We start from the raw sequence: 19,400 nt of genomic DNA, 5'->3' as shown, positions 1-19,400 counted from the left end.
CTGCACCGCCAAAGCGTGTGCTTAATAGAAATGACAAAAGGATCCGAATATGAACATTCTTGACGCCGTAGATGCAGTATCCCTGCGCAAAGACATCCCACAGTTCCGTGCTGGTGATGAGCTCAAGGTCCATGTTCGTGTTATCGAAGGTAGCAAGAGCCGTCTTCAGGTTTTCCAAGGAGTAGTTATTCGTCGTCAAGGAGATGGCGTTCGCGAAACATTCACAATTCGTAAGGTTTCTTACGGTGTTGGTGTGGAACGTACCTTCCCAGTACACACTCCAGTTATTGAAAAGATTGAGTTAGTAAAGAAGGGCGAAGTACGTCGCGCCAAGCTGTACTACCTACGTGATCTTCGCGGTAAGGCTGCAAAGATTCGCGAAAAGCGCGATGGCGTTGAAGGTTACGGCGATGGAATTCTTTCTACACCAGAACCAGTTGTAATCCCAGAACCTGTGGTTGAGGCTGTTGTTGAAGCACCAGTTGTTGCAGATGTTGCCGTGGAAGAGGTTTCAGTTGAAGCTCCAACTACAGAAGTTGTAGTTGAAGCAGTTGCTGAGCAAGCAACTGAAGATGCTCCAAAATCTGAATAACTTCTCAATGCCCAAAAAGGGATCGCTCCTCAAAGAGCTCCCGTTCCTGGTAGTTGTCGCACTCATTACCTCCTTATTAATAAAGACTTTTCTAGTCCAGTTTTTCTATATTCCAAGTGGTTCTATGGAAAACACTTTGCAGGTGCAAGATCGCGTAGCGGTCAACAAAATCCCATTTGTTTCACGATCAATTGACCGCGGCGATGTGGTAGTTTTTAGAGATCCTGATAATTGGTTGCCAGAAATAGTTGAATACGGAACCAATCAATACATAACAACTGCCAAAAGTGCTCTTGTGGCTATCGGAGTACTTCCAAACCCTGCCAAGCAATACCTCGTTAAGCGGGTTGTAGGCGTGGCTGGTGATCGAATCATTTGTTGCACCAAAGATGACAAGCTAAGCGTCAATGGAGTTGAGATAGATGAGCCATACATTTTTGCAGGCAATAAGCCATCAGAAATGACATTTGATGTGACTGTGCCAGAGGGAAAAATCTGGGTAATGGGCGATCATCGTGGCGCTAGTGCAGATTCTCGCTATCACCAAGAAGATATCAATAAGGGATTTGTGCCAGTTTCAAAGGTAACGGGCCGAGTTGTTGCAGTTATCTGGCCATTTAAAAACATCACGTATGTGCCAAAAGTTGATGTATTAAATAAGTAACCTCATGAAGGTTATAGAGCAGTTGTTAACCAGTGCAGGAATCTCACCTATTGCTGGAGTTGATGAAGCAGGGCGCGGGGCATGTGCTGGCCCATTAGTAATCGCAGCAGTTGTTTTACATAATCCATTCGCTCCTGAATTAGCAGTTGTGCGTGATTCAAAAGAGATTCCTGAAAGCAAGCGAGATGCGGTCTTCGAATTAATTCAAAGTATTGCAGCATCTGTCAGTGTCGTGATTGTTCCGGCAGCCCAGGTTGATGCTCGTGGTGTGCATGCAGCAAATCTAGATGGAATGCGTAGAGCAGTTCAGGGCTTAAATGTTGAACCTGCCTATGTGTTGACAGATGGTTATGCAATCGAAGGTTTAGGTGTCCCAAACCTTGCAGTGTGGAAGGGCGATCAAGTTGTTGTGTCCATCAGTGCTGCATCTGTTATTGCAAAAGTGACCAGAGACCGAATCATGCGCGAACTGGATGAAGATTTTCCACTCTATGGATTTGCAGGACATAAGGGATATATCACCGCCGCTCACACAAAAGCATTAAATGAACATGGGCCATGCCTGGAACATCGCAGCTCTTTTGCCAATGTTGCAGCGCTCATCCACAAGTAATCTGTTCCAAAGAGTTTGAGATGGGGGATCTGTATTAATTAGGTCCATGTATATAGAAAACAAAGAATTAGTAGATGAGTATGAAGCGCGCCTGATTCTCTTTTCAGCAATTGAGCCTGGTCATACAGGCTGGAGTCAAGAGATACAACGCGTTGGCGCAGTGAACGTTCTGCAGGGATTGCTGGGAGGTCAATACAACTCTAAATCTTGTTCGACCCTACTTGGCAAAATTGAACAGACAAACATAGAGATGCTGCAAACAGCGTTGGCGGTAAGTGATTCTGAGTTCATATATCCAGGTCATGTGGATTGGCCGAGGCAGGTGGATCAACTAGCAAATCCTCCGATCGGATTAATTGTTAAAGGAGATCTCTCGCAATTGAGCCAGAAATCTATTGCGATTGTTGGCACAAGAGAGCCAACTCAGTATGGAAAAGAGATGGCAGCTGATTTTGCAACAGCTTTTGTGAGCCAAGGCTGGAATGTTGTTAGTGGGGGAGCACTTGGCATTGATACCTGCGCACATGTCGCTGCTCTTAAGGCATCAGGAAAAACTATTGCTGTAATTGCATCTGGAGTCTTGGTTGATTATCCAGCCTCGAACTCCAAACTCTTTAGGGCAATAAGTACTCAGGGCGCGATGGTCAGTGAAGTGATGCCTTATGTTCATGCTGCGCAAAATCGATTCCTAACCCGCAATCGATTAATCGCAGCACTATCGTGTGCAACCCTTGTTGTTGAAGCCGCCTATAGAAGTGGCTCATTGCGTACCGCACGCGATGCCACCGATCTCATGCGACCAGTAATGGCCATCCCAGGTCAACTCAATTCTCCATCTAGCCAGGGTTGTCATCGATTAATCGCAGAACGTGCTGCAGAGATTGTTACTTCTGTGCAAGATGCGGTGGAGTTTGTTGGCGTCAATCAGTGAGAGAATAAGCCCATGAGTGATTTCCGTTCGGGTTTCGTGGCCATTGTTGGCCGCCCAAACGTTGGTAAATCAACTCTGATTAACGCTCTGGTAGGAAGCAAGATTGCAATTACCTCACACCATCCCAACACCACTCGCACAGCAATTCGCGGAATTGTTCATGGCGATAACTTCCAGGCCGTCCTTGTTGACACACCTGGTGTTCACAAACCAAAGACTTTGTTGGGGCAGCGCCTTAATCAAGTAGTAGATCAAAGTATGGATTCAGTCGATATTGTCATTATGTGTATTCCGGCTGATGAAACATCTGGGGCCGGCGATACCTTTATTGCACAAGAGATTGCAAAGCACCCAGGTGCTAAAAAGTTTGCAGTAATTACCAAGACAGATCTCATCGCAAAGGAAAAGCTTGCTATGAGATTGCTCGGCATTATGAAGATTGCTGAAGGGTTTGTTTGGGATGAGATTATTCCAGTCTCAGCTGCGATCCATGATCAAGTTGATTTACTCAACGAATTAATTGGTAAGAATCTTCCTGCAGGTCCTGAGTACTACCCAGCAGGAACCACAAGTGATCAAGCAATTGATCAAATTATCTGCGAATACATTCGTGAAGCAGCTCTGCAAGATGTGCGTGAGGAGTTACCACACAGCATTGTTGTGACAATTGACGAATTTGGCGAGCGTGAAGAAAAGGGATCACGCCCTTTTTATGATGTTCATGCAACTATTCACGTTGAGCGAGACACGCAACGCGCGATTTTATTGGGACATCAAGGCGCTCGACTAAAAGAAATTGGTATTCGGGCAAGAGCAGATATTGAGCGAGTCTTAGGTGCCAAGATATTTCTTGGGCTTCACATTAAGGTTTCAAAGGAATGGCAAAAAGATCCAAAGCTGCTTGCAAAGTTAGGTTTTGGCGAAAAGTCTTAAGCGGTTTTGCGACTTGCTAGATAAGAACCAATAAGCACCAATGGCAGTCCGAGGATAATTCCAACGGTTATTGGTTCGCGCAAGATAATCACACCTAATACAACTGCAATTGCTGTGTTTAGATAGGTAACGAGAGAACTACGTGCAGGGCCTATCTCGGCAATTACCTTAAAGAACAAGATGAAGGCAATAGCTGTACTGAATATGCCTAATGCGATCAGCGAAAGTGCCGAATTCATCGAAATGCTAGAAGGCCATTGAGCAATCGCCACGGGTGCCCAAAAGACAGTAGTAATAGCCATTGCTAATCCGTTGATCGCAATTCCATCGACGAGCGGCAAGTTAGTAGTCACCATGATGACGGCGTAGGCATATCCCATCGATGCCACAATCACCATAGCAATAGATAGGGGATCACTATTGCCTGACAAACTTTCAATTCCAACTACCAAGATCAATCCAACAAATCCCACGACGATTCCAAAGATTCTCTTGAATTGCCAAACAGAGTGATCTCCGCGCAGTGAGGTAATGATTGTCGCAAAGATTGGAACCGTTGAAACAAGTAATCCTGCGAGCCCTGAATCAATCTTTTGCTCAGCTGTAGTTATTAGGATCCAAGGTCCGATCATTTCCATCAGTGCATAAAATGCAACGTACTTGAATCCCAATACCGCACCGCCAAACTTCTTGCGGTAGATAGCGATGGGAATCAAGATGGAAGCACCGATTAAAGTTCGACCCGCGACAACAGCAGCAGGCGGGAAGTCTTCAACTGCAACCTTCATGAGCAGATAGGGAATTCCCCAAAGCACGCTAACTAAAGCGAAGTGGATCCAGGATTTACGGGTCATCTAAGCAATCACGCGTCGGTATAGATCTACAGTTAATGCAGCTACAGCATCCCATCCAAATAGTTTTTGTGCGCGGATTCTTCCTTCTACACCATATTTTTTGAGTAAGTCAGGCTGTGCCATTAAGCGAGTGATTGACTCACTCAAAGATTTCTCAAATGGTGCAGCATCACCGTTGTATTCAACTAGTTCTCCAGTTTCACCGTCGGCAACAACTTCAGGAATTCCGCCAACGCGAGAACCTAATACAGCTGTTTCACACCCCATGGCTTCTAAATTAACGATTCCGAGAGGCTCATAGATGGAGGGACAAATAAATAGATCTGCACCCGTTAGCATCGCTGTTAGCTGATCATGCGGAAGCATCTCTTTAATCCACCACACATTGCTACGAGTGCGCTGTAACTCTGCGATTAATGCGGCTACTTCGTTGCCAATGCCCTCTTCATCAGGACTGCCAGCAGCAAGAACTAGGCCATATTCAGCTGGGACATCTTTCCAAGCACGCAATAAGTGGGCTAATCCTTTTTGTCTGGTGATTCTCCCAACGAAGATTGCATAAGGTCCAGTGATGTTAAAACTCTCAGCAACAGATGAATCATAGTTTGGTGCAAACTTATTGGTGTCTACACCATTTCGAATCGTTACAACTTTTGCAGGATTTACAGAAGGGTATGCCGCTAAGACATCAGCACGCATTCCATCGCTGACGGCGATAATTGCAGCAGCTGCTTCGAAAGCTGTTTTTTCTGCCCACGATGAAATCCGGTATCCGCCGCCTAATTGATCAGCTTTCCATGGACGTAATGGTTCAAGTGAATGGGCGCTAGCAATGTGGGGGATGCCATGTTGGAGAGAGGCGATATGACCAGCCATATTTGCATACCAAGTGTGTGAATGAACGATATCAACATGACCTAAGTGCGTGGCCATCTCTAGGTTGATAGCTAGCGCTTGCACCGCAGGATTAGCATCTGCAAAACCTGCAGGCAATGAATACCCAAAAGCATCTTCTCTTTTTCCACCAAAACAGTGGACATCAACATGAACATCATTGATTGTGCGAAGGGCTTGCGTTAACTGAAGAACATGAACCCCAGCTCCACCATAAATAGCAGGCGGCCACTCCTTGGTAACAATGCCTACATTAAGCGCGCTCATTTGGTGTTAATCCTCTTCCTTCGTCAAGGTTCAAAGGCTATCGTTAAGCCATGGCTAAACTGCAACTTCCACTCAGCATCGTGCTTGCTGGTGGCGAGGGCAAGCGTCTTATGCCTCTTACTGCAGATCGAGCAAAACCTGCCGTCCCATTTGGTGGCTCATATCGTTTAGTGGACTTTGTATTATCAAATCTTGCCAATGCAAATATGCTCAAGATTGCAGTTCTTACGCAGTATAAATCTCACTCACTTGACCGCCACATAACAACTACCTGGCGCATGTCATCACTTCTTGGTAACTACATCACTCCAGTTCCAGCACAACAGCGCCTTGGCCCACGTTGGTATACAGGTAGCGCTGATGCAATTTTGCAAAACTTTAATTTGATTCAAGATGAAGACCCTAAGCATGTCTTGGTTTTTGGTGCAGATCACGTCTATCGCATGGATCCTATGCAGATGTTTGAACAACATGTTGATTCAGGAGCAGGTGTAACAGTTGCCGCTATTCGCATGCCGCGCTCTGAAGCACATGAATTTGGAGTTATTGAATTAGCAGATGATGGAATAACAATAAAAGCGTTCCATGAAAAGCCAAGTAACCCACCAGCTATGCCTGGCCATCCAGATTTGTGTTTGGTTTCGATGGGTAATTACATTTTTAAGCGCGATGTCATGGAAGAAGCGCTAATCATTGATTCTGAGGATTTGGAATCTCGTCATGATCTTGGTGGCAACATCATTCCTTACTTAACAAACATGGGCGTTGCCAAGGTTTATGACTTTGCACATAATGTTGTGCCAGGAGAAACAGAGCGCGATAAAGGTTATTGGCGAGATGTCGGTTCTATTGATGCCTACTACGACGCACACATGGACTTAGTCTCAGTTCATCCAATCTTTAATTTATACAATCGTCAGTGGCCACTGCTTACTAATCCGCCATCATTACCACCAGCTAAATTCAGCGAAGGTGGATCTGCACATGATTCAATCGTGGGTGCAGGTTCGATTGTGGCAGGTGGCATCCTTCATGGATCAGTGGTTTCTTATGATGTTTCTGTTGGGCAAGCATCAATTGTTGAAGGCTCTGTTTTAATGCCTTCAGTAAAAATTGGGGATCGCGCAGTTATTCGCAAAGCCATCTTGGATAAGAGCGTTGTAGTAGACCCTGGCGCACAGATTGGCGTGGACCTAGAACGTGATCGTGAACGCTTTACCGTAAGCGCTGGTGGCATAGTAATTGTCGGTAAAGGTGTCCGCGTAACCGTCTGACCCCTTTGGGTAAAAACACCTCTGGAATGCATGAGGCCAATAGTTGTGAATTAGGGATATGGGATGGCTAGACTGTGCCAGTCAGCGTTGACCATTAGTGGCAGGAAAATTCAAGGCCACTTCACTAAACAATAAAATTGTTGGAGTTAATCATGCGTATTGGTGTTCTCACTGGCGGCGGAGACTGCCCTGGATTAAATGCAGTTATTCGTGCAGTGGTTCGTAAGGGTGTTAAAGAGTACGGTCACGAGTTTGTTGGTTTCCGTGATGGATGGAAGGGACCTCTAGAGGGTCTAACCATGCCTCTTACAATCGAAACTACTCGCGGAATCTTGCCTCGCGGCGGAACCATCCTTGGTTCATCACGCACAAATCCATTCAAGATCGATGGTGGCGTTGAGAAGATTAAGGAAAATCTAGAAAAAGCTGGCATTGATGCGTTAATTGCAATTGGCGGCGAAGATACTTTGGGTGTTGCAACAAAGCTTGACGCACTTGGCGTGAAAGTCATTGGCGTTCCAAAGACAATCGATAATGACCTAAACAACACTGATTACACCTTTGGTTTTGATACATCGGTAAACATCGCTGTCGAGGCTATTGATCGTCTTCACACAACTGCTGAGTCACATCATCGTGCGCTCATCGTTGAGGTTATGGGACGTCACGCAGGTTGGATCGCACTACATTCAGGTCTTGCAGGTGGTGCCACCTGTATTTTGATCCCAGAGCAGAAGTTCTCTGTGGAGAAGGTTTGCGAATGGGTTGAGTCTCGCTTTAAGTCTCACTACGCGCCCATAATTGTGATCGCTGAAGGAGCAATCCCTCAGGATGGTGACATGGTTGTGAAGGATCAGACCCTTGATTCATTTGGCCATGTGAAGCTCTCAGGAATTGGTGATTGGCTAGCAAAGCAGATTGAGGAAAGAACAGGCAAGGAAGCCCGTACCTCAGTTTTGGGTCACATCCAACGTGGTGGAACTCCAACGGCGTTTGACCGTGTTCTTGCTACCCGCTTCGGCTTGCACGCAATTACAGCTGCTCATGAAGGTGACTGGGGCAAGATGGTTGCACTTCACGGCACAAACATCGCTCGCGTGCCATTGGCATCTGCAACAGAGAAGTTAAAGACAGTTCCACTAGAGCTATACAAGGAGTCAGAGATCTTCTTCGGATAATTGCCTCGCGCGATTACTTTCGAACTCTCTACACTTCTCCGATGACCTCACAATTAGACTCTCTGTTTACACCTGGCCTTGTTGCTGCCCAGCAACCAACATGGCCAGGTGGACCAGAGGGGGAGCAGGTCAAAGCTGCTGTGGCCCAACTTAAGGCTTTGCCACCACTTGTTTTTGCTGGTGAGTGCGATGACTTAAAAGCTCGCATTGCGCTCGCAGCAGAAGGTAAGGCATTTTGGTTGCAAGGCGGAGATTGCGCAGAAACATTTGCTGCAGCTACTGCTGATTCAATCCGCAATCGCATCAAAACAATTCTACAAATGGCAGCAGTCCTTCAGTACTACTCAAGCCTGCCGGTGATCAAAGTTGGCCGTATGGCTGGCCAGTTTGCAAAGCCCCGTTCAAATGATTTTGAAACTCGCGGAGATGTGACCCTTCCTGCATATCGCGGAGATGCGGTCAACGACATTGAGTTCACAGAAAGTGCACGAACTCCTGATCCACAACGACTAGTTCGCGTATATAACACATCTGCTGCCACTCTTAACTTGGTCCGTGCATTTACCCAAGGTGGCTTTGCAGATCTTCGCCAAGTTCATGAATGGAATAAAGGATTCATTCGTGATTCTAAAGTAGGCGAGCGTTATGAAAAGATGGCAAGTGAAATTGGTCGTGCTCTAGCCTTTATGCAATCTGCCGGCGTTGATCCAGCGAGTTTCAAATCTGTAGATTTCTTTTCAAGCCATGAAGCGTTAATCATGGAGTATGAAAAGGCCCTAACACGTATTGATTCACGTACCGGGGATGCATACGATGTTTCAGGTCACTTTGTTTGGATAGGTGAGCGCACCCGCCAATTAGATGGTGCTCATGTTGATTTTGCTTCAAAGGTTCGCAATCCAATCGGAATCAAACTTGGGCCAAAGTCCACCGTTGCTGATGCACTTGCTTTGATCGAAAAGTTAGATCCAAATCGCGAACCAGGTCGCATTACTTTTATTACACGAATGGGCGCAAAGAACATTCGTGAAATTCTGCCCGCTCTAGTTGATGGCGTGACTAAGTCAGGGGCAAAGGTGTTGTGGGTCAGCGATCCGATGCACGGAAACACCTATGAAGCACCTAGTGGCTACAAGACCCGCAGCTTTGATGATGTGATGGATGAAGTTAAGGGATTCTTTGAAGTTCATAAGGCACTAGGAACTCATCCTGGTGGAGTTCATATTGAGCTAACTGGCGACGATGTCACAGAGTGCGTTGGCGGCGGCGAAGAGATTTCACATGAGGATTTGGCTTCTCGCTATGAATCAGCCTGCGATCCACGCCTAAATCACGCGCAATCATTGGAACTCGCATTTTTAGTTGCCGAAATGTTGCGCGATCGCTAATTTTGCTCTGTGCCACTCTTAATCGCATCACACAAAACCCCAGTTGGCACACTCAACCTTTTAGCAGATGATCAAATTCTGATCGGAGCAAACCTTTCTTCCGTTTCAGCCTTTAAGGCAGGTTCAGATGTGAAGGTAGTTAAATCAATTCCGGTGATTTCAGATTTAATCCATGATTACTTTGATGGTGATTTAACTGCTCTCAATGGAATTCAAGTTCGCCAACCTGGAGCAGCTTTCTCACAAGCAGCTTGGAAGGCTATGCGAAAGATCGCACCTGGAAAAACTTGGTCTTATGCCGACCTTGCTGGAAAAGCAGGATCACCAGCAGCGGTCAGAGCTGCTGGAAGTGCCTGTGCAAATAATGCAATCATGCTTGTTGTTCCCTGCCACCGAGTTGTAAAAACTGGGGGAGCATTGGGAAATTATGCTTACGGTGTTGAAAAGAAGCAGTGGCTGTTAAGCCACGAGGGCTTTCTTTAAGATTTCAATTGCTTGAGCACATTGTGCATCATCAAAATCTAAATGCGTGACTAACCGCGCATACTTAGGGCCAAGTGCGCTAATCCATAAACCTGCATCACGACAACGTTGGGCAAGCTCAGCGGCAGAAATTGGCAGGACTGCAAGATCTAAGCCAACAATGTTTGTCTGAACAGTTGATGGATCAATCAGTGAAGAATCGATGGCAGCAATTGCAACAGCTATTTCCTTGGCACGACGATGGTCTTCCGCCAATCGATCAATGTTGTTATCTAATGCGTAATGAGCTCCAGCAGCTAGCAAACCGATTTGACGCATGCCCGCGCCATAGCGCTTTCGCCACACGCGAGCTTTTCCAACGTGTTCTTTCGTGGAAAGCATCATTGAACCAACTGGCGCACCTAACCCTTTAGAAAAGCAGACTGAAATCGTTTCGAAGTACTTTCCATATTCTGCAAATGAAACACCAGATGCAACATGGGCATTCCAGATGCGTGCGCCATCTAAGTGCAAAGCCAATCCAAGTTCATCGGCGCTTTTGCGAAGGGCGGCAATCTCTGAGATTGGTTGCACAGTTCCACCACCAAAATTATGTGTGTTTTCAACGGCAATTGCAGTAGTTGAAACAAGGTATGGCCCGCTATTGGGGCGAGCAATTTCCAATGCATCTGATGCTTTTAAGAGACCATTCTTGGCTGGAAAAGTTCTGGTTGTAATTCCACTAAACACAGCAGCTGCGCCAAGTTCAGCCCGAACAATGTGACTGTTTGTTTCGGCGATTAGTTCTTCACCGGGTGCCACCAACATGCGAATGGCTAGTTGATTGGCAAGAGATCCAGTTGGCGTGAATACGCCAGCTTCTTTGCCAAACAAGGCGGCAACTCGTTCTTCAAGAGAATTAACGGTTGGATCATCGCTATAAACATCATCGCCAACAGGTGCGCTAGCAATTGCCTCACGCATTGCTGGAGATGGTCTGGTAACGGTGTCGCTTCGAAGATCTATCGCCATATCAGCAGCCTACTTCTGTTCCTTGAGCACAATCAAATACATAGCAACAATGACTAGAACTCCACCGATTGCACTTTGAAGTGTGAGTACTTCACCTCCAAATAGGATTGCAAAGAGGGCAGCAAAGACAACTTCCATCGTCAGGATTACAGCAACCTTTGTTGCGCTCATATGTGCCTGGGACCAGGTTTGCACAATAAATGCGATTGCAGTTGCAAACACTGCGGTGAATACCACTACCGCCCACACCCCAGAATCTGGAGGAAGTGAGTAACCTCCTGGAATTGAGGCAATTCCTGACAAAACTGCACACATGGTTAACTGAACAACCGTCATTGCATAAACATCACGACCCGATGCCCATTTGCTCAGAGCAATAATGTGAGCGGCAAAGAGAAAAGCACTAGCTAAGACAAACATTTCTCCGATACCAACTGAGAAACCTCGAATCGAGAGCAATGCCAAACCAACCGTTGCGACCATAATGCACAACCAGGTAAAGCGAGTGATCTTTTCCTTCAATACAAGCCAGGCCAGGAGGGGAGTCAGAACGATATATAGACCAGTAATGAAACCGGTAATTGCAGCACCGGTGCGCTCAAGGCCAAGTGTTTGAGCGATATAGCCAAGACCTAAAAAGACTCCAGCTAATGAGCCACGTTGCAGTAAATCTTTATTGAAATATTCAACTGTTTGAGGGCGGATCAAGAGCATGACGGCAACAGCCAAGGTAAAACGAGTGAAAAGAAAGTTGTTAACGCTCTGTTTTTCGATCGCATCCTTCATGACAACGAAGGCAAATCCCCAAGCAGCAGAGACTGAGAGCAGTGCCCATGGAGCAAGTTTTAACTGTAATTGATGGCGAGCAGACATTAGCCGCGCAATTTCTTCAGTAACGCAACTTCCTTACCGTGTTCTGGTTCCATGCCTGGAGTCTCAAGAATCAAAGGAGCATTTGCAACAGCGGGATGAGAAAGCAGTTCCTTAAATGGATCTACCCCAATATGACCCTCACCAATATTTTGGTGGCGGTCCTTGAGTGCTCCGCAGACATCCATTGAATCATTTGCATGCACTAACTGAAATCTTTCTATTCCTGCGACTTCAACTAGCAAATCTATTGTTGCGCTCATTCCGCCTTTAATGGAAATGTCATGTCCTGCGGCAAAGACATGGCAGGTATCAAGACAGATTCCAACCTTTGGGTGGTATTCCAGTGCCTTCAAATACATAGCAAGGTCATCTAATTTCTTTACCAGTGATTGACCTTGACCAGCTGTTGGTTCTAACAACAAGTACGGTGCGTCATCACCGAGTGCGTTTAGTATCGGCATCATGCCTTCATGAATCTGCTTCCACGCTTTTTCAACATGGTTTATATCAACAGCTGAACCTGTGTGGATGACCACTCCAAGTGCGCCAATGTCTGCACCACGTTGGAGTGAATACTTTGTAGATGCTAAAGAGTTTAAATAGGTTGCCTCGGTTGGTGAGCCCAAGTTAATCAAGAATGGGGCGTGCACATAGGTTTCAATATCTAACTCTGCTGCTTTGATTTTGAAGGCATCATCTAGCTCTGGCTTGGCCTCTGGCATTGCCCATGTTCGTGGACTTGAGGCAAAAACCTGAATCGCTTCAGCACCAATTTCTTGTGCGTAAGCGATGGATCTCTTCGCCATTCCGCCAGTAGTAGGGGTGTGGGCACCGATACGCGGTTTCTTTACTGGCGATGACATTGGCTCACCCTACGGTAATCGTCACCAAACTTCCACGTAACACCTTGGTGTTTACCGCTGGAGAAACACTCTTAACAACCTTCTTTTTCGCTTTTCCAATAGTGACAACCTTGACCTTCAAGCCTAGGGATTCAAGCATCTCTTTACCGGCCTGTGCTTCCATAGTGATGATCGTTTTTGGAATGTAGGTATAACGAGGGCCTTTAGAAATAAGGATTTTTACCGTCCCGCCCTTATTGACACTAACGCCACCAGCTGGAGATTGTGAAATAACAGCAAGTTCTGGTGTCGTCTCGTTAAATGCGTATCCAGACTCAACATTAAATCCAGCCTCTGTTAACTCATTGAGCGCTTGCTCGCCACTTTTGCCAACATAGGAAGCAAGTGCAATTTGTTCTATACCTTTTGAAACTAGCAAATTAACTTTTGTGTCTCGCTTTACAGTTGTACCTGATGTTGGCGTTGCTGAGATTACAAAGCCCTTTGGAATATCTGAGTTGAATACCTCAGTTATGGTCCCGATACTTAATGGAAACTTAGTGACGGCACCTTGTGCTGCTTCAGGTGTTAAGCCAGCTACTGATGGAATCGTGTAGCGCTCTGGACCTTTAGAAATAATCAACTTAACACTGCCACCGGCTTCTACTTTTCCTCCACCAGGTGGCGCGGACTCGATAATTCTTCCCTTAGCAATTTCCTCATCAAATCTTTTTTCTAAGATAACGGCGGTTAACCCTAAAGGAGTAAATGTTGCAACTGCTTCGTCATAGCTGCCGCCAACTGTGGAAGGCACAACAACACGTGAACCAGGGCCCACAAGTGTCCACCATCCACCAACACCTAGAGCAATTGCAAGTATCAGTGCAACCTTTCGGTTCCTCCGAACTCTGGCACTGGCACGCTTTTTCTTTTCTTCTCGGCGCTTTATCTCGCGAGTAGTTTCCTTAACCTCAACTGTTGCTTCCTTGACGGGCAATACCTTTTCTTTTTTCCGTGCTTTCTCGCGAATAGGCTCAACTGGTAAGTCCAAACCAAGATCCATCTGGTTCTTCTTAGGGTCAAGCTCAACTTGAATGGTGTGTAAACGGGCTAGGAATTCACCGGCTGTGCGAGGACGATCATCTGGGTTTTTTGAGGTAGCACTTGCAATCAAGTCATCTAGTGCTTGGGGGATCTCCTTGCGCTTGCTGCGCAGTCGGGGGATAGCCTCGTTCACATGCATATAGGCAATCTGAATCGGGGAGTCCCCATTAAATGGTTTTTCCCCTGTAAACATTTCATAGGCAACTATTCCTGCTGCATAGACATCACTTCGAGAATCTGCAATACCGCGTTGAACCTGCTCAGGAGATAGGTAGGAAACACTTCCTAGGATCACACTGGACTCTGCCGTCATCGTTGTACCGATTAATTCACCTCGGGCTAAACCAAAATCTGCGATCTTAATTCTTCCATCTTTTGAGATCAGGATATTTTCAGGCTTGATATCCCGATGCACAATTCCTAGGTCATGTGCTGCAGAAAGTGCGGACAAAATAGGAGTTAAATAATTGATTGCATCCTTTATTTCAAAACGACCACGCTCATTTAAATACTCTCGGAGTGTGTGACCTTCGATTAACTCCATAACCAAAAACACAGCGGGGACTCCGCTTTGATTCCATCCCTGATCCTGCACCGCAACAATATTTGGATGTGTCAGTGCAGCTGCAGCTTTAGCTTCACGGATAAATCGAGACACAAACGCTTCATCTTGCGCCAAATGTGCGTGCATGATTTTGACTGCAACTTTGCGGTCAAGACGTGTATCTAGTGCTTCATAGATCGTTGCCATCCCACCGTTAGCAACTTGACGCAGTAATTGATAACGCCCATCAATGAGCTCACCGGTCAGATCAGACATATGCAGATTTTAAGGAGTGGGCCCACAACAGAGGTTCAGGGCGCGCCCAAAAGGGTTATGAAGTGAGTTTAAACTCGCAATTTTCACGGGTTTCATCCCGCTCAAAGTGTTTATCTTGATCTATTTGCCATTGACGCATTTGCGCCTCGATGTGCGCTCCATCTCGATTCAAGACACGTTGCAAACCGATCTCCGGCTCGATATCAAACCAATAGGTAGTTGCTCCAGACTCACGAACAATCTGCTGCGCTGCACCCACTCCTTCAATAATCAAATAATCAGTCGGTGGGACTGTTTCTTCCTTATCAAATTGCATGGTGTGCCAGTTAAATTTCTTAATGACAAACTCTCTTCCAGCAAGGTGGGCGGTGGTGATTCGATCTAAGATTTCTGAAAGAGCATTGCTTAAGGCATTTTCCCAACCGTTATAGAGATCATCCATGTGAATAACCTTTACGGTGCCCTTTAAGGACAGTTCAGCCTCCAGCTTTGCAGCAAAAGTAGTTTTACCAGCACCAGCTGGACCATCAATGGCTAAGAGAGTCATGCCAACGCTTCAAGCCGATTACAGCAACAATAGTGAACACGGCATATAAGACAGATGTGAACCAATATTCGAGTATGGAGAATTGGATCGTTGCAGTTACATTCACAATAATCCAAATTATCCAAGCCTCAAACTTTTCATAAATCATCAGCACCTGTGCAGTTAAACTTGCCACAAGTATGAATGCATCAGTCCAGGTTGCTGCTGCTCCGATATTTGATAAAAGCGGAGAAAGAACAGAAACGCTGATGATTGTTCCTATCGCAATGTATTGACGATTTCGAACGGACAGAGTTCCTGGAACCGCACCTGTTGGAGCCCAGCCAAACCAACCAAATGCTGCGGCCACAACGAATGCGATCTGTAGTAATGAACTGGCAAAGAATTCTGCTTGGTAATAGAAGATTCCATAAAGAGCGCTGCTTAAAGCCCACCAAGGCCAGGTTATGCGTTTTCCAGTTGTTCCTAACCACACACCCACAAATGAAACGATTGCTGCAACAAATTCCAAGATGGAGACGTCATAGCCCCAAGCGGTAAATAAAATGGTTGACACGATGTATTCCTTTCCACGTCCGCATTATCGGACGGGTCAATCGGTCGGTCTGAATTTCAGACCCTCTCAGCCTTGACGGCTCCCGTGGTTGATACTCTAGCGTGAAATGAACTGGCGCTTAATGAAAGCCTTGCCGGCAACACGAATACGGCGAGCCTTTGAAGTCTTTGCTCGCTGATTGAAAATGTCGTAACCAATCTTTTCGACTTCATCCACAATGCCGCAATACAAAGTGCTGGCCGCTTCTATGCATGGACGACTTGTTGCCTCCAACATAACTATGCCAGGTGCGGCCTCTGCCTGTAATTGTCGGACTCGTGCAATCTGAAACTTAAGAGCCTCAATAATCTCTGGTGTTAGCACTCGTTCTTCCAGCATTTCGCGGGTAACGCCAAACTGAGCCAGCTCTTTTATTGGTAGGTAGACACGTCCACGATCTAAATCTTCATCGACATCTCTAATGAAGTTTGCTAGTTGAAATGCAATCCCTAGTTTTTCAGCAGCCGCAAATGCATCATTGTGTAATGGTCCAAGGATTGGCACCATCTGCAGTCCAATAACCGCTGCTGATCCATAGACATACTCCAGCAAGTCCTCGTAACTCTCATACTCTTGAACGGTTAGATCCATGGTCATCGAATGCAGGAATGCTTCAAAGTGTTCATGTGGAATATCAAAGCGGTTTACTGTGTCTATGAGCGCACGCCCAACATGATCTTGGCTGGTTCCCTTTTTTAAATCAGCTAAAACGGTATTGCCCCAAGTACTTAATGCTTCTGCTTTCTCTGCAACGCTTAATTCAGAGGCCAAATCATCAACGATCTCATCTGCATATCTAGCAAATCCATAAAGAGCATGAACAAATGGACGCTTTGCTTTTGGTAGTAAAAGCGTGGCTAGAAAGTAGGTCTTGCCATGTAGGGCGTTTAACCGCTTGCACTCTTCATAGGAGGCACGAAGTTCAGGATCGGTAATTCCTGCAGCGGTTAGTTCATCCATTTACTTAACCGGGCCCACAATTCGCTCTGCGGCAAGGCGACCTGAAATCAAAACCATTGGAACTCCAACACCTGGTTGTGTGCCAGATCCTGCAAAGACAACATTTTCAATTCCAGCCGCCATATTGCGTGGTCTAAATGGACCGGTTTGGAAGAAGGTGTGTGCGCTAGCAAATGGTGCACCTTGCTCCATTCCTTGATTTTTCCAATCAAGTGGAGTGGTCACAACTTCGGTTTCAATTGCATCTCCAAAACCTGTGTACCCACGTTGTTCCAGAGTTTCCACCATGTGATCTCGATATGGCTTGGTTTGCTTAGTCCAATCAATATCTGCGGTGAGGTTAGGGGTAGGAAAGAGGACGTAGTAAGAAGTCTTTCCAGCAGGGGCTAGCGAAGGGTCATCTAATGAAGGAATTGTTACCAAAACACTTGGATCACTCATTAACTGCTTCTTCTTAATGAGCTCATCAAAGACCCCATCCCATGACTCACCAAAGTGAATGTTGTGGTGGGCAGCAAAGTCATACTTCTTAGAAGATCCCACCAACATTGTCACGCATGAAGGGGAGTAGTTCAAGCGCTTAACGTTTAATGGAGTCTTTCCGAGTAGATCGCGCCAAGCAACAGGTAGATCTGGGTTCAGAATGATTGCGTCGCACTCAATTCTCTGTCCATCTTCTGTGATGACAGCTTTTGCTCGCCCGTTTTGCACATCAACCTTTGAGACAGTGGTGCTGTATTTGAATTCAACACCATGCTTTTGTGCCGCTGCCGCCATCGCGCGTGGAACTGCGTGCATTCCGCCCTTCGGGAAGAAAACACCATTGACTGAATCCATATATGCAATAACTGCATAGATAGCTAGCGCCTGCTGCGGGCTAACGCCGGCATACATAGCCTGGAATGAATACACCTTCTGCAGACGGGGATCCTTCATAAACTGATTTACCTTTGGAGACAATCGGCGGAAACCGCCAAGTGCAATCAAACGCGCAAGGTTTGGTGTTAAAAGATTAAATGGCGAGTCAATGTTGCGATCAATGAAATCATTCATCTCATACTTGTAAAGCTTTGTAACAAAATCTACATACTTGGCATAACCAGCCGCTTCTTCAGGGCTGATCTTCTCTGCAATCTCTGCTTCCATCTGGGCTGTATTTGCATGCACATCTAATTGAGATCCATCTGCATAGAAAGCACGATACAAAGGAGAGACAGGCATGAGTTCAACCCAGTCCTTCATGTCTTCACCGACACAGCTAAATGCATCTTGAATCAAAGATGGCATTGTTAAGACAGAAGGACCTGTATCAAATGAGTAGCCATCTTTTTGAAGTAGCCCGCTTCGACCACCAGGCACAGACTCTCGTTCAATGACTGTTACTTTGCGACCAGCACCTGCAAGACGAAGGGCAGCGCTTAAGCCGGCATAGCCTGCTCCAACAACGACGACATGATCGGTTGGACCTTTAACACGTGCGGGCATTACGAACTCCTCTTGGTTGCGATATTTGCTAGCTCGACGAGCATTGCATTTCCATCCTCTGTAAAAACTGCAGCTTGCGCTGCGGTTAATGCTTGATCTGTTAAACGCTCAATAGTTGCTTCAAGTTCTGCTCGTGCACCAGTGGATTCGATGATTTCTCGAAGTAGGGCAACTCCGTCAGCATCTAAATCTGGCTTGCCAAAGTATGTGCGCGCCAATTCCCGCTGGGCTTCAGATTGTCGATCATTTGTCATCGCGATTAAAGCAGTGCGCTTTCCTTCACGGAGATCATCACCTGCAGGTTTTCCCGTGACAGAAGGATCTCCAAACACACCGAGGAGATCATCACGGAGTTGGAAAGCTTCACCCAATGGAAGTCCATATGCAGATAGGGCGGTAAAGATCTCTGCTGGCGCAGATGCCATGGCTGCCCCTAAATGCAATGGACGCTCGATGGTGTATTTACCAGATTTGTAGCGAGCAATCTTCATGGAGCGATCAACGCTTGTGCTCTTTTGTGTTTGTTCATGAATATCTAAGAACTGTCCTGCCATTAACTCAACACGCATTTCGTTGTAATAAGGAAGCAATTGCGCGAGTTGTTCTGTAGTTAATCCTGCGCTGTTTAACATTTGATCAGACCAGACTAAAGCCAGGTCCCCTAACAAAACAGCTGCTGATAATCCATAGTGTGGGGCAAAGCCATCTAAATCATCTTGAGCATGCTTTGATTCAAAATGGCGATGAATCGATGGCTTTCCACGACGGGTATCTGAACCATCCATCAGGTCATCATGAATGAGTGCACATGCTTGCAAGAGTTCAAGTGATGCCATCGCGCGGATAACTGGTTTATCCAGTGCTCCACCGGAGGCTAGAAAGCCCGCGTACGCAAAGAGTGGTCGAAGTCGCTTTCCACTATCTAGTAAAAATGATGTTAAAGAATCTGACACAGGAGATAGCTCTGTTGAAATCGAATTCAGGTATGCCGCTTCTCGGTTGAGGAAGATGCCTAACTCTTCTTCAACGGCGCTGCGAACGCTCAATAACGTTGCTTTAGGCTCTGAACTCACTCGGTAACGGTACCCTCAC

The 19,400-nt window shown here is 46.2% G+C and carries 20 protein-coding genes; 9 read left to right on the top strand and 11 right to left on the bottom strand.

The genetic code is table 11. The features are described from left to right. Positions 1–49 precede the first annotated feature (49 nt). From rplS to era, 5 genes are read left to right on the top strand one after another with little or no spacing between them, the layout of a single operon-like run. Complete coding sequence (gene rplS, locus AC9UH7_RS00405; protein ID WP_509593578.1) at positions 50–592, top strand: 50S ribosomal protein L19; 543 nt, start codon at positions 50–52, stop codon at positions 590–592. Between the two features lie 7 nt (positions 593–599). After that, a complete protein-coding gene (gene lepB, locus AC9UH7_RS00400) occupies positions 600–1,256 on the top strand; it encodes a signal peptidase I (RefSeq protein ID WP_509593575.1) in 657 nt (218 codons plus the stop codon). Positions 1,257–1,260: 4 nt separating this feature from the next. Next, positions 1,261–1,869, top strand: coding sequence for a ribonuclease HII (gene rnhB, locus AC9UH7_RS00395; RefSeq protein ID WP_509593572.1), 609 nt, complete (start codon positions 1,261–1,263; stop codon positions 1,867–1,869). Between the two features lie 46 nt (positions 1,870–1,915). Next, on the top strand, positions 1,916–2,800 hold the full coding sequence (gene dprA / locus AC9UH7_RS00390) for a DNA-processing protein DprA (RefSeq protein WP_509593569.1): 885 nt from the start codon (positions 1,916–1,918) through the stop codon (positions 2,798–2,800). 12 nt (positions 2,801–2,812) lie between these two features. Then, positions 2,813–3,733: a GTPase Era gene (gene era, locus AC9UH7_RS00385; RefSeq protein WP_509593567.1), complete on the top strand. Its 921-nt coding sequence runs from the start codon at positions 2,813–2,815 to the stop codon at positions 3,731–3,733. Here the strand turns inward: era and AC9UH7_RS00380 are convergent. Continuing rightward, positions 3,730–4,587 carry a DMT family transporter gene (locus AC9UH7_RS00380; protein WP_509593564.1) on the bottom strand — a complete coding sequence of 286 codons (858 nt, stop codon included), beginning with the start codon at positions 4,585–4,587 and terminating at the stop codon, positions 3,730–3,732. The two genes, era and AC9UH7_RS00380, sit on opposite strands and share 4 nt — an antisense overlap. Continuing rightward, positions 4,588–5,748: a glycogen synthase gene (gene glgA / locus AC9UH7_RS00375; protein WP_509593563.1), complete on the bottom strand. Its 1,161-nt coding sequence runs from the start codon at positions 5,746–5,748 to the stop codon at positions 4,588–4,590. A gap of 50 nt (positions 5,749–5,798) precedes the next feature. Between glgA and glgC the strand changes: the two genes are divergently transcribed. From glgC to AC9UH7_RS00355, 4 genes are all read left to right on the top strand, one after another. Continuing rightward, on the top strand, positions 5,799–7,022 hold the full coding sequence (gene glgC / locus AC9UH7_RS00370; protein WP_509593561.1) for a glucose-1-phosphate adenylyltransferase: 1,224 nt from the start codon (positions 5,799–5,801) through the stop codon (positions 7,020–7,022). Between the two features lie 152 nt (positions 7,023–7,174). Beyond that, positions 7,175–8,200, top strand: coding sequence for a 6-phosphofructokinase (locus tag AC9UH7_RS00365; protein WP_509593558.1), 1,026 nt, complete (start codon positions 7,175–7,177; stop codon positions 8,198–8,200). 41 nt (positions 8,201–8,241) lie between these two features. Further along, positions 8,242–9,588 (top strand): class II 3-deoxy-7-phosphoheptulonate synthase, encoded by a 1,347-nt coding sequence (locus AC9UH7_RS00360; RefSeq protein ID WP_509593555.1) that lies wholly within the window; start codon positions 8,242–8,244, stop codon positions 9,586–9,588. 9 nt (positions 9,589–9,597) lie between these two features. After that, positions 9,598–10,071, top strand: a complete 474-nt coding sequence (locus AC9UH7_RS00355) for a methylated-DNA--[protein]-cysteine S-methyltransferase (RefSeq protein WP_509593552.1) — start codon at positions 9,598–9,600, stop codon at positions 10,069–10,071. On the opposite strand, the gene AC9UH7_RS00350 is transcribed toward AC9UH7_RS00355, so the two are convergent. From AC9UH7_RS00350 to AC9UH7_RS00310, 9 genes are all read right to left on the bottom strand, one after another. Beyond that, the gene (locus tag AC9UH7_RS00350; RefSeq protein ID WP_509593550.1) at positions 10,048–11,082 is read right to left on the bottom strand and encodes a threonine aldolase family protein; all 1,035 of its coding nucleotides are present in this window, start codon (positions 11,080–11,082) and stop codon (positions 10,048–10,050) included. The genes AC9UH7_RS00355 and AC9UH7_RS00350 overlap by 24 nt on opposite strands. 9 nt (positions 11,083–11,091) lie before the next feature. Further along, on the bottom strand, positions 11,092–11,955 hold the full coding sequence (locus AC9UH7_RS00345) for a DMT family transporter (protein WP_509593547.1): 864 nt from the start codon (positions 11,953–11,955) through the stop codon (positions 11,092–11,094). Further along, positions 11,955–12,818 carry a deoxyribonuclease IV gene (locus tag AC9UH7_RS00340; RefSeq protein WP_509593544.1) on the bottom strand — a complete coding sequence of 288 codons (864 nt, stop codon included), beginning with the start codon at positions 12,816–12,818 and terminating at the stop codon, positions 11,955–11,957. Before AC9UH7_RS00340 ends, AC9UH7_RS00345 begins: the two co-directional genes overlap by 1 nt. A 4-nt stretch (positions 12,819–12,822) precedes the next feature. Beyond that, entirely contained in the window at positions 12,823–14,721 is a 1,899-nt protein-coding gene (gene pknB, locus AC9UH7_RS00335) for a Stk1 family PASTA domain-containing Ser/Thr kinase (RefSeq protein WP_509593541.1), read from the bottom strand. Between the two features lie 55 nt (positions 14,722–14,776). Beyond that, entirely contained in the window at positions 14,777–15,268 is a 492-nt protein-coding gene (locus AC9UH7_RS00330; protein ID WP_509593538.1) for a uridine kinase family protein, read from the bottom strand. Next, a complete protein-coding gene (gene pnuC, locus AC9UH7_RS00325) occupies positions 15,249–15,824 on the bottom strand; it encodes a nicotinamide riboside transporter PnuC (RefSeq protein WP_509593535.1) in 576 nt (191 codons plus the stop codon). Before pnuC ends, AC9UH7_RS00330 begins: the two co-directional genes overlap by 20 nt. Positions 15,825–15,920: 96 nt before the next feature. After that, the gene (locus AC9UH7_RS00320; protein ID WP_509593532.1) at positions 15,921–16,823 is read right to left on the bottom strand and encodes a phytoene/squalene synthase family protein; all 903 of its coding nucleotides are present in this window, start codon (positions 16,821–16,823) and stop codon (positions 15,921–15,923) included. After that, the gene (gene crtI, locus AC9UH7_RS00315; protein WP_509593530.1) at positions 16,824–18,308 is read right to left on the bottom strand and encodes a phytoene desaturase family protein; all 1,485 of its coding nucleotides are present in this window, start codon (positions 18,306–18,308) and stop codon (positions 16,824–16,826) included. It lies immediately after the preceding gene. Next, complete coding sequence (locus AC9UH7_RS00310) at positions 18,308–19,381, bottom strand: polyprenyl synthetase family protein (RefSeq protein WP_509593527.1); 1,074 nt, start codon at positions 19,379–19,381, stop codon at positions 18,308–18,310. The genes crtI and AC9UH7_RS00310 overlap by 1 nt, the downstream gene beginning before the upstream one ends. Positions 19,382–19,400 lie beyond the last annotated feature (19 nt).

The sequence above is a fragment of the Candidatus Planktophila sp. genome, from assembly GCF_044348745.1.
GTDB lineage: Bacteria > Actinomycetota > Actinomycetes > Nanopelagicales > Nanopelagicaceae > Planktophila.
Note: the sequence above shows the minus strand (reverse complement) of the source record. Positions and strands in the feature narration are given on the sequence as shown.

Bases quoted from the DNA above. Each gene is read 5' to 3' on its own strand.
- rplS (WP_509593578.1), top strand. From the start codon at position 50: ATGAACATTCTTGACGCCGTAGATGCAGTATCCCTGCGCAAAGACATC.
- lepB (WP_509593575.1), top strand. From the start codon at position 600: ATGCCCAAAAAGGGATCGCTCCTCAAAGAGCTCCCGTTCCTGGTAGTT.
- rnhB (WP_509593572.1), top strand. From the start codon at position 1,261: ATGAAGGTTATAGAGCAGTTGTTAACCAGTGCAGGAATCTCACCTATT.
- dprA (WP_509593569.1), top strand. From the start codon at position 1,916: ATGTATATAGAAAACAAAGAATTAGTAGATGAGTATGAAGCGCGCCTG.
- era (WP_509593567.1), top strand. From the start codon at position 2,813: ATGAGTGATTTCCGTTCGGGTTTCGTGGCCATTGTTGGCCGCCCAAAC.
- AC9UH7_RS00380 (WP_509593564.1), bottom strand. From the start codon at position 4,587: ATGACCCGTAAATCCTGGATCCACTTCGCTTTAGTTAGCGTGCTTTGG.
- glgA (WP_509593563.1), bottom strand. From the start codon at position 5,748: ATGAGCGCGCTTAATGTAGGCATTGTTACCAAGGAGTGGCCGCCTGCT.
- glgC (WP_509593561.1), top strand. From the start codon at position 5,799: ATGGCTAAACTGCAACTTCCACTCAGCATCGTGCTTGCTGGTGGCGAG.
- AC9UH7_RS00365 (WP_509593558.1), top strand. From the start codon at position 7,175: ATGCGTATTGGTGTTCTCACTGGCGGCGGAGACTGCCCTGGATTAAAT.
- AC9UH7_RS00360 (WP_509593555.1), top strand. From the start codon at position 8,242: ATGACCTCACAATTAGACTCTCTGTTTACACCTGGCCTTGTTGCTGCC.
- AC9UH7_RS00350 (WP_509593550.1), bottom strand. From the start codon at position 11,082: ATGGCGATAGATCTTCGAAGCGACACCGTTACCAGACCATCTCCAGCA.
- AC9UH7_RS00345 (WP_509593547.1), bottom strand. From the start codon at position 11,955: ATGTCTGCTCGCCATCAATTACAGTTAAAACTTGCTCCATGGGCACTG.
- AC9UH7_RS00340 (WP_509593544.1), bottom strand. From the start codon at position 12,818: ATGTCATCGCCAGTAAAGAAACCGCGTATCGGTGCCCACACCCCTACT.
- pknB (WP_509593541.1), bottom strand. From the start codon at position 14,721: ATGTCTGATCTGACCGGTGAGCTCATTGATGGGCGTTATCAATTACTG.
- AC9UH7_RS00330 (WP_509593538.1), bottom strand. From the start codon at position 15,268: ATGACTCTCTTAGCCATTGATGGTCCAGCTGGTGCTGGTAAAACTACT.
- AC9UH7_RS00320 (WP_509593532.1), bottom strand. From the start codon at position 16,823: ATGGATGAACTAACCGCTGCAGGAATTACCGATCCTGAACTTCGTGCC.
- crtI (WP_509593530.1), bottom strand. From the start codon at position 18,308: ATGCCCGCACGTGTTAAAGGTCCAACCGATCATGTCGTCGTTGTTGGA.